Below are 12,330 nucleotides of genomic sequence, written 5' to 3'. Positions count from 1 at the left end.
AGACCGGCATTTTTGTTATAGCACTATTGACCGGTAAGGGCTTTAATGACAAGCAGTAACAGATTTTAATTGTGAAGCGCGGTTGCTATAACTGCGGATCTCAAACTGGGTTATAAAGCCAAGGTTTTCATACAAAGGTCTACCGGCCGCCGATGCCTGCAAGACCATATACTGCGCCCCCGAGGCCACCGCAAGCCTGAGCAAATCCTGCATCATGCTTTTGGCAAGCCCTTGTCCTTGATGTGTTTGTTTTAACGCGACCTGATGAAGGCCGACCACCTCCCCGGTGTAATACAAAAGCGCGCTGGCAACAACCTCTCCCGCCCATAAACCAACATATAATTGTGCTTGCTCACATTCGAGTAAAGGCCCAATGGCCCGGGCATCCACACGATAACCAAAAGCCTCATTCACCACCTCTATCCAGGAAGAAACCTCCTCGACCCTAGTAATGTTTCTTACCACCAACTCTGCGCTCGTGACCGCATTGTCCGACGTGGGTGGATAATCACTTACGGACAAGGGCAAATACATGGCCGTTTGTACTAAGACGCAATCCCAACCGGCGTGTTTAAGCGCTAACTCACGCTCCTTGGGGAACTGCAATGACACCCCGTGCAAATCCGGCCAAAGTGGAAACATCACCCCAGCTCGAGCCTCAGCTAGCGGCGCCATGCTGGTCAGCGAACCGGGCTCTGGGTGCCAGCAGCGATGAGGCCACACATGATTGACCTTAAATGGCCATGTGCTCTCATCAGCCAAGGGCGCCGCACCATAGCGCTCCCAAAGGCTTGTTAAGTTCGCTATATTGGCTTGATTAATATCCACTTCTCGACTCCCAATTCACTAAGATAACACCACCAATCAATAACGCCGTTCCCAATAACCTGCTGCCATCCAGAGCCTTAACGGGCAAGTTAAACCAACCCAGGTGACTGGCAAGCATGGCCACCACAATTTGCCCCGACAAGGCAAACGACATCATGCTTCCTAGGCCCATTTTTGGGATCAGATAATAAAAACAACTGACGCCAAACGCACTGAACACGCCGGCGAGCCACAAATACCAGGGCACATTGGTGATGACACCAACACTCGGGTAGCTTTTACTGGTGAATACCAGCACCGCGGTGACAAGAGTAAAGCTGGTCAAAAACGCCACCCCAGTGGCGAACATTGCGCTGTTGAGCAACACCCCCAATTGCGCATTCATGGCCGCTTGTATGGCAATGGCGGCGCCGGCGGCAATGGCCAGCATACAAAGCATTAAGGCCATCATATGCTGTCTACCATCTCGGCATAGTCGAAGCGCACCTTCGCAGCCTGACCTTGACTGTCTTCTTGATGTCGATAGCCTATGGGGCAGATCATGGTCGTGGTTAAACCGCGCTTTGTTAACCCAAGAATGCGGTCATACTGCTGCGCGTCAATCCCGCTCATCGGGCAGGTATCTATGCGCATCTGTGCCGCACAGGTAAGCAAGTTGCCAAGCGCAATATAAGCTTGCTGATGCGCCCATTCCTGCCGCTGTGCCGGTGTTTTACTGGCCAGCGCAGACTTCATATGATCACCGTAACGTTGTAAATCGGCAATGGGGGTGCCCGTGACTTCGCTGTGGCGGGCTATATAGCGGTTCACCGTCTCATCACCAATATTTGTCTGCGCCGCAAAAACAAGTAAATGCGAACTATTAGCCACCTTATCCTGGCCGTAGGAATGAGGCACCAGTTGCTCGCGCAAGTATGTTGAACGTACCAGAATTAACCTATAAGGCTGTAATCCATACGCCGACGGGCTTAAGGTGGCGGCCTGTAACAGGGTTTGCAATTGGTCTTCCGGTACCATTTGCTGGGAGAATTGTTTTACGGCGTAACGCCACTCTAGTGCGGATAAAAATTCCATACTTACCTCTGTGTCAATCAAACCATAGCTGGAACGGGTTCGCTCCAGCGGATAAGAGGCAGTGTATCGAGGCGCTATGCGAGGTTCATTTACATAGGTTGATAAGGGATAAATTTTTTCTTACCCGACTTAACTGGGTGGGCGTTATCCCTAAATGCGAAGCGATATGGTATTGCGGTAAGCGCTCGGCTAAGGCAGGAAATTGCTTGCTAAAATGCAGATATCGAGTGGTGGCGTCGTCTTGCACTATCTCGATTTCTCGCTGATCTTTTGCCAACAACCAATTCTTTTCGAGATAGTGTATTTGATAGAGCATAAGTTCTGGATTGCTCTGCATGAGCCGGCGATAGCCCTTAAAATCGATAGCGATCAACGTGCTTTGCTCCAGCGCCTCAAAGGCCAAACTTGATGCTTGCTGGGTTAACAGCGCCGTCATAGAGCCGGGAAACTTGCCCTCGTCAAAGAACATCTTATTGTATTCGGTCCCTTTTTCATCGGTGACAAAACAGCGTACCAAACCTTGATAAAGATAAGAGAAGGACCGTGGCACCACCCCACATGGATAAATCAGCTGGTGCTTATCCGCGTGAACCAAGGTGCACAGGGGCTTAAATTGCTGCCAGGTCTGCTCACTGATGGGAGCATATCCTGTCATTTGCGCTCGTAAAGAGTCGAACGCGGCCTGCTGCTCACTCACTATTACCTCCAATGTAACTAACCGCCTTACTGGACTTATTTTCGTCATTGGTACGAATACCTGCACTGCCAGTCATTATAGTCGGATTGATAAGCAAAACAGTAGCGCAACGTTTTATCTTGTTAACCAACAAAGCAATGATAAAAAAAGCCCCAATTTTGGGGCTTTTTAAGTACTTTATAACTTGGCTAATAATGGCGACATGGGAATACCAAAATCGGGGAGGCTAGGCGGTAAACTGGCCACTTCTGTAGGTAGCTGCGCTTTAATCCGCTCCATGTTTTCACTATCACCTTGATGGAAGTAAACATAGTACTTCAAAACGGCTGTGTAATTGTTGTCTTCTGGTAACTGCTCAAGGATGGCTAGCGCATTGTCAAAGTCCTCCACCTCTATGTACGAACGGGCCAGATTCATCAGGGTTCCAGGTTTAGTCTGGTCTTTTAGCTGCGCCTTTAGTTTGTTTAACTCATTGATTGCTAAATTAGGCTGCTGCAGCTGCAAGTGCGTCAAGGCCGTTACATTTTTCAAAAAATATGGCGCCGAGTCCCCATCGGGATACCAGTCTGCGAAGGCAAGCATGACATCTTCATAACGAGCAAGTTTGTGACCAACATGACTCAGCAGGGTAAAGCTCAGTAACTTAATTTTGCTTTCGTCCTGTTCGTTGAGTACGGCTCTATTGGCGTGCCAATGTAGGATGTTAGCAAACACTTTATTGAGCTTTTCTACATCTTTGCTTTTAGCTTCGGCTGCGCCATCGAGCAACGCAGCCATTTGCTCTTCATAACTAATGGCTGTTTGCTGTGCTTGTACCTGCTGCGGCTTATCTTTATCCACAATTTGCGCCGCCGCAACGGCAATAAAGGCGAGTGACATAACTAGTGCAATGACATGCTTTTTGTTCATAGTTTTCTCCTTGTCTAACATTTTAATCCGTTGCACGTTAAAGCTCTGTTGTTGAGCGATACTTAACAACGGGGTCATAAATTGCCTATGTCCGTTTTTCGCTTGGTGCTGCGATAAAAGTACACTAGCAAGATCCAGTTGATATTGTTCCCGAAAGCTCGCTGCGCACTTTTCATCGCAGCTGAGTTCCAGCTGTTGCTTTGATTTTTTAGCTAAAAATAAGCACAGGGGATTCCACCAAAATAGGCTTTCCAACAAGCAAATAGCCCAGCTCCAATACACATCCCCCTGGCGTAAATGGGTTGCCTCATGTTGAATAATCGAATGAACTTCTTTGGCATCAAGCAGTGCCCGATCCAGCCAGATAGTGGGCCGTGTCACCCCACTGGCGAAGGCCGGAGCCCCCAACTTTGCAACCCGAACAGGGTAACCCCCACTACTGTGCTCATACCGGTTACAGGGTGTGGAGTGGCGATAAAGTCGCTTGATAAACAAGAAGTACTGCCCTATGCGCCAGATAAACAAGGCGACACCAATTAACAACGCCAGAAATACCAGATGAGAGACATCAAATGCATAGCCATCAACTAACGACACTGGTGCCTGAACTTGAGTAACTAAAGCATCTTGTTGTTCGCCTTGCGAGTGAGCCGTCTGCCAAAAATGTGCAACGTTAAAAGTCAGCTCTGGGTCTTGCTGATATTTAGAAACTTCGGGCATATGCTGCCAGGGCACAAGCCAGCTGGACAGTGCCAACACCGATACATAGAAGCTCAGTCGTGCCGGAGCACTTTGTAGCCCCTTTAATGCGACCAGTGCGCACAGTGAAATAAATAAGCTGGTTAGGAAATAGTCCGTCATATCACCCTCCTTTTTTACATGTCTTTCTTTTTGCTATTTAACAGGTTTTGTAAATAGGCAATATCCTCATCATTAAGACGCTCTTCTTTAATAAAGTGAGCAATGAGATTACGGGAGCTTCCCTTAAAAAAGCGCTGCATAAAGGTGGGGACGGCTTCTTCTGACAGAGCGCTTTGCGTCACAATAGACTGATAAACAATCGCCCTGCCTTGCTGACCACAACGCTCCACCGCGCCTTTCTTTTCAAGCCGATCGACAATTGTTTTCACTGTGTTATAGGCCACTTGCTTGTTATTCTTTTTTGCTTCGCTAAGCAACTGATGGATTTGGCTCGCTGTACATGGCTCGTGTTGCCAAAAAAGCTGCATCACATCCATTTCAAAATCACTGAGTTTCATTTGATTCCTCACTACTACACTTGTAGTTATCAACTACCACAAATGTAGTAATTGGATTTTTTAAAGTCAAGATTTAATTGAACCCTCAGCATGAAACGTTTAGGTAGGTTGTGAACTGCTTCTTTATTCTGCCTGCACGAGGTTGAGCATGTTATAATCCCCTTTTCCTTTTAAAAGATGATTGCCACCGTGACCTTACCTGCCTTTTCCAGCACCCCGCTTTCTCGCTCTTTGCTCGATAACCTAGAGTCTTTGGGTTATTACCATATGACAGAAATCCAAGCGCAAACCTTGCCGCTCATTTTGGCGGGCAAGGATGTGATTGGTCAGGGTAAAACCGGCTCAGGCAAGACGGCCGCCTTCTCTTTGGGGCTGTTACATAACCTCAATGTAAAACGCTTCCGTGTCCAGGCCTTGGTGGTGTGCCCGACCCGAGAGCTGGCCGATCAGGTGGCGGTGGAAATTCGCAAACTGGCTCGTGCCATTCACAATATCAAGGTGTTGGCTCTGTGCGGCGGTGCGCCCATGGGGCCGCAAATAGGCTCCCTTGAGCACGGCGCTCATATTATTGTCGGCACCCCGGGACGCATTGAAGAGCATCTGCGTAAGGGCCGCTTATCCCTGGATGAGGTCAACACCTTTGTGCTTGATGAAGCGGATCGCATGTTGGAAATGGGCTTTGAAGAGCCGCTGCAATACATTATCGATCACTGCCCGGCAGAGCGACAAAACCTGCTCTTTAGCGCCACCTATCCGCCTAAGATTGAGCAGCTGGCCAAGCATGTAATGCACAACCCACAAAAGGTCACGGTAGAGTCGACCCATGACGACAGCAGCATAGAACAGTATTTCTATGAGGTGGACAACAACGACATGCGCCTGGAAGCGGTGCAAAAACTGCTGTTGCATTTCCAGCCCGAGTCGGCGGTGATTTTTTGCAACACCAAGGCCGAGTGTCAGCAGGTGTGCGATCAACTTCAGAATATGGGCTTTGACGCCGCCGCCTTACACGGTGACCTTGAACAAAAAGACCGCGACCGCACCCTGGTACGCTTTGCCAATCACAGCCTGAGTATCCTTGTGGCCACGGATGTCGCTGCCCGAGGTATCGATGTGGACCATGTGGATATGGTGATCAATTACCATATTGCCCACGACCCCGAAGTCCATGTACACCGCATCGGCCGTACCGGCCGCGCCGGTAAAAAAGGCATCGCCTGCTCCTTAATGAGCTATAAAGAGTCGCACAAGGTCAATGCCTTAGAAGATTATCTGGAGCAAACCTTGGAGCCCACCGATCTGCCCAATGACAACGTCTTTAGCAATGCGATTAAGCGTGCGCCCATGGTCACTATACAAATCGATGGCGGCAAAAAGTCCAAGCTGCGCCCGGGGGATATTCTTGGCGCCCTGACCTCTAATCAGGCCATTACCGGGGATCAAATTGGGAAAATCAAGGTCACTGCCATCAGCTCATATGTCGCCGTGCAGCGTAAAATCGCCAATGCGGCGCTGAAAACCATCAGTGAGGGTAAAATGAAGGGCCGCAATTTCCGCGCCCGTAAGCTAAACCGCTAAGCCCTTTAAGAAATATGTAGTTAAGGTGCCAAAGCACAACGCCCTGGCACCTATTCTCTTAGTTGTTGTCCAGTAAGGCCTTGGCCATTAACTGACCGATTTCGGTATGATGCAGCATGCTTGAGAATGGCTTGGTCACGCCATCCGGGCCAAACGCATACACGGCAACTGGCGTCGCGGTGTGGGTACCGTTACCCCAGGTCACGCTTTGCTCCGAGCTAATCGCACGAGCGATCAAAGCTCCTTGGTCTTCATAGGCATACACATAGAAGTCGCTGAAGTCGTTGATAGCCGGTACCTGAGTCGCACTTAGGTACTTGTGATCCGCATAATAATTTTCGTTAGGCTTAACCGCGGCAATCGCTTGGGCATCAGCATAATCGATATGGAAATCCGGGTGCAGGGTCGCGTTTACCGCAGTTTGCCATTGCTCGGGCGTTGAAGCGCCAAAATCCCAATCAGCATTCACCTTGTCGTAAATCGCATAGAAAGACGCTTTTTGGGCGTAGATCTTGTCCAGGGTAGACAGCGAACCAAAGTTATAGTTTGGCTTATAGTCTTCCCCTTTCATGCCGTCGCCCGGCAAGGTGGTCGCTTCAGGAATATTATGAGCCGAGTAGCTAAAACCAAAACCACCGGTTTCGTGGTCCGCGGTGATCACCACCAGGGTATCATTGCGCTCGCTTACCCACTCGTACACGGCATCAACCGCTTCATCAAACTTCAATAGCTCGTGTAGTAACCAGCCGGTGTCATTAACGTGCGCCGCCCAGTCGATTTGGCCGCCTTCGATCATCAAGAAGAAACCATCCTCATCTTGAGACAGGATATCCAAGGCTTTTAGCGTCATCTCACGTAGTGAAGGTTCATGGTTACACTGGCTTTCATCGTTTTTACAAGCCGTGTATTCGATGCCGTCGTTCATCGCCGAGTCGTCGAATAGACCCAGTAGCTTAGCGCCCTCTGCCGCGCTCAGCTGATCCTTATCGAAGGCCAAGGTATAGCCCGCGTCGCGTGCTTCTGCGATCAGGTTACGATCATCGCTACGCTTGGACTTTTTAATCACGCTGGTGTTACCGCCTAGCTCTTGGGCCAAAGCATCTTTGCGATCGGCGGTATCTTGCGGTAACCAGTGACGAGCACCACCACCTAATAAAACATCGACCTGGTTCATCAACAGATCTTCGGCAATTTCATTCTCAAACGAGCGATGCGGTTGATGCGCCGCAAAAGCCGCCGGCGTTGCGTGGGTAATACGGGTATCGGTCACCAGACCCGTAGCCTTACCCGCCGCTTTGGCTTTTTCCAAAATGGTCTCGACCACATTACCCTGGTCATCCAAACCAATCACTTCAGAAGCCGCCGACATGCCGGTTGCCAACTGAGTCGCCGAGCACGCCGAGTCGGTTACCAAAGAACCGTTTTTACCGCCCGGGGCATTAAGCGACAAACCAACACGACCGCCGTCGGCAAACTTCTGCATGCCCGTAGTCGTGCTCGCCAATACGCTGTTTGGCGCCCGACGCGCATATTCCTCAAGCAGGCCTATCTGTTGTGGGCCCATGCCGTCGCCAATCATTAAAATGACGTTTTTAACCGAGGTAACTTCTTCCTGTTCAACCGGTACTTCGACGATTTTTTCAACTTCAACGACACGCTCAACTTCAACTGTTTTTGTGTCCGAGTCACAACCCATCAGCAGTGCCGAAGAAATGGCTGCCGCCAGCATGGTTTTATTTATTTTCATTTTTGTTCCCTGATAAAACTATTTTTGATAGTGGTACAGGGCGGCGATATTGAACGCAATTTGTTAAAAATAAATGAAGCTTTTGTAAAAGTTTAAATTACTGGTACATTCATTTTTATATTTAAATAATAAGAAGTCCCATATTGGGGATAAAATAAATAAAAAGCACACCCCTTACTCCCCACTATCTCAGCCAAGCCCCCTTTGTCCGGACTTTTTTTATCTATTTGCCCAAGGGAGGCTAAACTTGAAAAGCAGCTTAGCGATTTAGTTGATTTACCGAGGTCAATTTCAAGGAGCAAGGCATGAGTCGAGTCAGTAATGCAGAAGCGCAGCAGAGTAAACCGATCGCCGCACGTTCGCCGATCCGAGCGCTGTTAACACCTCGCTATAAAGACATGGGTGGTTTTTCGGTGCTGCGCTCCCTGCCCACGACAGAAGTAACGACCATAGGACCCTGGATATATTTCGACCACCTCGGTCCCGCGACCTTCGCCCCAGGAGCGGGCGTCAATGTGCGTCCTCACCCTCATATTGGTATCGCCACCGTCACCTATATGTTTGACGGCGAACTGCTACATCGCGATTCCCTAGGCAGTGTACAGCCCATTCGTCCGGGCGATATCAATCTCATGGTGGCCGGTAAGGGCGTGGTGCATTCGGAAAGGCAAAGTGAGCAGGAGCGCGCCGACACGCACAGTGTAGAAGGCCTTCAACTCTGGCTGGTGCTGCCACAGGAGTGCGAACACATGGACCCGGCTTTTTATCATTACCCCGCCTCCTCTTTGCCTATTACCAGGGTTCAAGGCGTACCGGTACGGGTGATGATGGGCAGCGCCTATGGCCAGGGCTCGCCGGTAAAAACCTTTTCCGATACCCTCTACCTCGAAGCTGAACTAGCGCCCGGACAAACGCTGCAACTCCCCAGCTGCGAGGAATTGGGCTTGTATGTAGTGCGTGGCCATATTCACTGCGGCGGCACCTCAGTGCCCGCTCAAAGCATGGCTGTGTTCGACTGCGCGCAAGCGCTCAGTGTCAGCGCCCATGAGTACTCCCGCGTCGTCTTAATTGGCGGCGCTCACCTCGGGCCCCGGATCATCGATTGGAACTTTGTCTCAAGCAGCCAGGCCCATATTGAGCAGGCGAGAGAAAAATGGCGTAGTGGTCTGTTTCCCAAGGTGCCCGGCGATGAGGAAGAGTTTATCCCTTTGCCTTAACAAGCAGACCTGCAGCTTTGAGTTAATCAATAGCGATACCACACTTCCACACCCTCTTCCTTTTCAGAGCTGATCATAGGGTTTTCATTTTGATTCTTGTTGGTCATTACACTCACAAAAGAAGCAAAGCGCGCAATAAAGAGGTGAACAAGGTTTTTAACGGGTGGCCTGGCCCCCATCGAGGATAATAGCCCCTTTGCGGGGCTATGCTTTTAGGAGGGGAACTTGCTTGTTACTTCACACCCTTGCCGTTACAACCATTGGCCATCAGGTGATCATACGCGGCTTTGGCCTGCACCAAACCATGACCGTATTTATAGTCATAGCCGGCCTCGCCTAGGTCCATCGCCGAGGCGCTAAGGGCATTTCTTATCTCGTAATTATTGCAGTGTGGGAAGTGACTCCACACCAGCGCCGCCACACCTGAAACATGGGGCGTGGCCATAGAGGTACCAGACATCGATGCATACAGGCCGCCTGGGTAGGTGGAAATGACATCGACACCGGGAGCCGCCAGCTCAACCTGCGCGGTTCTTTGTGAAAACGCCGCATGTTGCATTGTCTCATCCACCGCAGCCACAGACACCACCGCATCGTAGGACGCGGGATAGCTATGAGTGGCGTTGCCATCGTTACCAGCAGCGGCTATAGCCATCACGCCAGCACGCTCTAAGCGTGCAAAGGCACGCGCTTCCACCTTGGTTGAAAAGGCGCCACCCAAGCTCATGCTCACCACCTTAGCACCGGCGCTGGCACAATCTGCCACCGCACCGGCAAGATCCGAAGCATAGACAAAGCCGCCCTCGTCATCAAACACCCGTGCTATATGTAATTCGGCCATGCCAGAGCCGAGCACCCCGGTCAGCCCACCATTGCCGTCGATTGCGGCTATGGTACCAGCAACATGGGTGCCGTGACCGTGACCATCTTGGTACCAGGGGCCAGCACCTTCATCGTCGCCGGTCACCGTGGTGCTTGGCAATTCCTGGTGACCGAGATCATAACCGGTATCGACGATACAGACCTTGATACCACCGGCATAATCGAGCTGTTCGGCCTGCACCATGGGTAGGCCGTAGGGGGCATAATCTTGAAAACCACTTGGCGTCACTGCGTTGGGAATAACCTGGCGCACGGCATCGAGTTCGATGGATTTAATCGCGCCATTATTTTGCAATTGCTCAAACATATCGGCATCGATCACCGCCGCCACCGAGTTATCGGCATCCAATTGGCGTTTGACGTCACCACCGACCGCTTCAATCGCGGCAACCAGTTCGGCCTTATTACCCTGATGATATTCGAAAATGACGCGGGCCGTTTTGCCCGCCAGCATATCTGTACCCTCAACTAACTCGGCTTGCGCAGAAAAAGCAGTGGCTACCAATACAGTGAGTAGAGTTTTATTAAACATCCGTATGCTCCTTATTATTCTGCTTCGCTAGTTTGTAGGCAGCTGTGCTGCTGAATATTACCGTTAACGGTGCCAACATTGGTGTAGCCGTCATAGGGTCCGTCGATAAGATTGAAGGCCGTAATGGCGCCGTGGAAGTTACCCTTGCCCTCGCCGGTATCAAAGAAGCAGACAAAGCCGGTGCCCTCGCCGGGCGCCTGGGGGTTTTTTGATGAGTAGGTAAATTGCGCTTCAAACTGATCCATGCAGTTACATTCCTGCACGCCAGTTTCTAATCCTTCATCGGTAAGCGCGCAATAACCGAAGTTGTCCACTTCAGCTTTAATACTTACGCCGCCAACATCTTCGAAATCAATGGCGCTATGATCCACATAGTTCACGCGACCCTTAACCTCGTCCTCGCCGCAGTTTTCGGCATTAAAAGTAAACACGGCATTCTTATCACCACCCGCCGATGCCATGGTGCCGCCACCCGTGACCTTATGCTCGCCAATAAAGGTACAACCGCTCGTTAAGGTACCGGCCAACAGCGCCATGCTAAGCAATTTGAGTTTGTTTTGGACCATTACGTCCTCCCTCTGTCATTATTATTAACTTCATTGCATGTTTTCTATTGCACGTTTACTCAAGGGGCTTCCCTGAAACACTTATAAACGTGCTCGAACAGTATTGAGAGCCATTTAACAACCCAGATGGCACCACATCCTCGTCTGTTATGAAGTTCCAGTGTAAGCGGTTAACAACATTTAACATATTAAGCAGATTACCTAATTTACCTGGCTAAAATGGACTAGGTCATTTAGCCTAAACGGCCTTAAAAATGCGAATAAAGTCGTGATTTTTAGGATGAACCACAGCTTTATTGCAAATTGAGGAATAAAAGAGATTGCGCGGCGGACGCGGTTTAAAAGGCCGTTTAAAGCTCAATGGCGTGAGCCAGGCGCTTGTATTTCACCGCCGCCTGAGTACGGTTTTCCACATCCAGCTGTTTAAAGATGGCACTGGCATGGACACGGACGGTTTTCTCCGAAATATTCAGCTCTCGGGCGATCGCCTTATTACTTAAGCCATCGGCCATTTGCTTTAATACCTTTCGTTGGCTGGGGGTGAGTAGGGGTAATGTCTGGGGCTCTTCGACTTGAGACAAGACCTTATTCGGTTGCGCTGAGTCGTTAAAAAGGTACTTGGAGATCAAATCGACAATCACCGAGTCAAACTCGGTTTTAGAGACAAATTCCAGCGCACCGACGTCTAAACAAGCGGTGCAACTTTTGAAGTCATCATTGCCGCTGATCACTATCACGGGCACATTTTCGTAGTTTTTGCAGATGTATTCCACCCCCTGGATCCCTTCACTGCCCGGCATGGACAAATCAACGATGGCTAAATCAATTTGCTGTTCTTTTTGCTCGAGAATGCGAAAAAGTTGGTGATAACAATGGGCGCTTTCAACCTGAATATCGGGCCAAGCCCCCTTAATTTTATGTTCAATGGCAAACACAATTAAAGGATGATCATCGGCTACGGCAATACATGCTTTGCTCATTTTAAAGCCCTCCCTAAACGGCCTTCCCTGCTTGTTTGGCTCGACTGACTTTAGCTAGTGT

The 12,330-nt window shown here is 50.0% G+C and carries 12 protein-coding genes; 2 read left to right on the top strand and 10 right to left on the bottom strand.

Translation table 11 applies throughout. From position 1 onward, the window contains the following. Positions 1-42: 42 nt before the first annotated feature. The 6 genes from C2M36_RS12850 to C2M36_RS12825 all read right to left on the bottom strand — a co-directional run bounded on the left by C2M36_RS12850 (position 43) and on the right by C2M36_RS12825 (position 4,767). Positions 43-828, bottom strand: coding sequence for a GNAT family N-acetyltransferase (locus C2M36_RS12850; RefSeq protein WP_105255230.1), 786 nt, complete (start codon positions 826-828; stop codon positions 43-45). Continuing rightward, positions 818-1,279: a DMT family transporter gene (locus tag C2M36_RS12845; RefSeq protein WP_105255229.1), complete on the bottom strand. Its 462-nt coding sequence runs from the start codon at positions 1,277-1,279 to the stop codon at positions 818-820. The genes C2M36_RS12850 and C2M36_RS12845 overlap by 11 nt, the downstream gene beginning before the upstream one ends. After that, entirely contained in the window at positions 1,276-1,902 is a 627-nt protein-coding gene (locus tag C2M36_RS12840; RefSeq protein ID WP_105255228.1) for an NAD(P)H-dependent oxidoreductase, read from the bottom strand. Before C2M36_RS12840 ends, C2M36_RS12845 begins: the two co-directional genes overlap by 4 nt. Before the next feature lie 85 nt (positions 1,903-1,987). Further along, entirely contained in the window at positions 1,988-2,599 is a 612-nt protein-coding gene (locus tag C2M36_RS12835) for a Crp/Fnr family transcriptional regulator (RefSeq protein WP_234399175.1), read from the bottom strand. A gap of 177 nt (positions 2,600-2,776) precedes the next feature. Beyond that, a complete protein-coding gene (locus C2M36_RS12830) occupies positions 2,777-4,369 on the bottom strand; it encodes a M56 family metallopeptidase (protein ID WP_105255227.1) in 1,593 nt (530 codons plus the stop codon). Positions 4,370-4,383: 14 nt separating this feature from the next. Beyond that, positions 4,384-4,767: a BlaI/MecI/CopY family transcriptional regulator gene (locus tag C2M36_RS12825; RefSeq protein ID WP_105190189.1), complete on the bottom strand. Its 384-nt coding sequence runs from the start codon at positions 4,765-4,767 to the stop codon at positions 4,384-4,386. 189 nt (positions 4,768-4,956) lie between these two features. Between C2M36_RS12825 and dbpA the strand changes: the two genes are divergently transcribed. Beyond that, the gene (dbpA, locus tag C2M36_RS12820; RefSeq protein WP_105255515.1) at positions 4,957-6,345 is read left to right on the top strand and encodes an ATP-dependent RNA helicase DbpA; all 1,389 of its coding nucleotides are present in this window, start codon (positions 4,957-4,959) and stop codon (positions 6,343-6,345) included. Between the two features lie 58 nt (positions 6,346-6,403). On the opposite strand, the gene C2M36_RS12815 is transcribed toward dbpA, so the two are convergent. Further along, positions 6,404-8,092 carry an alkaline phosphatase gene (locus tag C2M36_RS12815; protein ID WP_234399174.1) on the bottom strand — a complete coding sequence of 563 codons (1,689 nt, stop codon included), beginning with the start codon at positions 8,090-8,092 and terminating at the stop codon, positions 6,404-6,406. Positions 8,093-8,397: 305 nt separating this feature from the next. Here C2M36_RS12815 and C2M36_RS12810 point away from each other — a divergent pair, with 305 nt between their 5' ends. Continuing rightward, the gene (locus C2M36_RS12810) at positions 8,398-9,309 is read left to right on the top strand and encodes a pirin family protein (protein WP_105255226.1); all 912 of its coding nucleotides are present in this window, start codon (positions 8,398-8,400) and stop codon (positions 9,307-9,309) included. A 232-nt stretch (positions 9,310-9,541) separates the two neighbouring features. Here C2M36_RS12810 and C2M36_RS12805 read toward each other — a convergent pair whose 3' ends face one another. The 3 genes from C2M36_RS12805 to C2M36_RS12795 form a co-directional block, all read right to left on the bottom strand. Next, a complete protein-coding gene (locus C2M36_RS12805) occupies positions 9,542-10,723 on the bottom strand; it encodes a S8 family peptidase (protein ID WP_105255225.1) in 1,182 nt (393 codons plus the stop codon). Between the two features lie 14 nt (positions 10,724-10,737). After that, a complete protein-coding gene (locus C2M36_RS12800; protein ID WP_105255224.1) occupies positions 10,738-11,289 on the bottom strand; it encodes a hypothetical protein in 552 nt (183 codons plus the stop codon). A 350-nt stretch (positions 11,290-11,639) separates the two neighbouring features. Further along, positions 11,640-12,269: a response regulator transcription factor gene (locus C2M36_RS12795; protein ID WP_105255223.1), complete on the bottom strand. Its 630-nt coding sequence runs from the start codon at positions 12,267-12,269 to the stop codon at positions 11,640-11,642. Positions 12,270-12,330: the final 61 nt, after the last annotated feature.

This window comes from Pseudoalteromonas sp. T1lg75, assembly GCF_002964705.1.
GTDB lineage: Bacteria > Pseudomonadota > Gammaproteobacteria > Enterobacterales > Alteromonadaceae > Pseudoalteromonas.
The sequence above is the reverse complement of the archived record's forward strand: the minus strand, read 5'-3'. Positions and strand labels throughout refer to the sequence as shown.

Coding starts and splice junctions, on each gene's coding strand:
- C2M36_RS12830 (WP_105255227.1), bottom strand. CDS start 4,369: ATGACGGACTATTTCCTAACCAGCTTATTTATTTCACTGTGCGCACTG.
- C2M36_RS12795 (WP_105255223.1), bottom strand. CDS start 12,269: ATGAGCAAAGCATGTATTGCCGTAGCCGATGATCATCCTTTAATTGTG.
- C2M36_RS12840 (WP_105255228.1), bottom strand. CDS start 1,902: ATGGAATTTTTATCCGCACTAGAGTGGCGTTACGCCGTAAAACAATTC.
- C2M36_RS12810 (WP_105255226.1), top strand. CDS start 8,398: ATGAGTCGAGTCAGTAATGCAGAAGCGCAGCAGAGTAAACCGATCGCC.
- C2M36_RS12825 (WP_105190189.1), bottom strand. CDS start 4,767: ATGAAACTCAGTGATTTTGAAATGGATGTGATGCAGCTTTTTTGGCAA.
- C2M36_RS12805 (WP_105255225.1), bottom strand. CDS start 10,723: ATGTTTAATAAAACTCTACTCACTGTATTGGTAGCCACTGCTTTTTCT.
- C2M36_RS12815 (WP_234399174.1), bottom strand. CDS start 8,092: ATGAAAATAAATAAAACCATGCTGGCGGCAGCCATTTCTTCGGCACTG.
- C2M36_RS12845 (WP_105255229.1), bottom strand. CDS start 1,279: ATGATGGCCTTAATGCTTTGTATGCTGGCCATTGCCGCCGGCGCCGCC.
- C2M36_RS12800 (WP_105255224.1), bottom strand. CDS start 11,289: ATGGTCCAAAACAAACTCAAATTGCTTAGCATGGCGCTGTTGGCCGGT.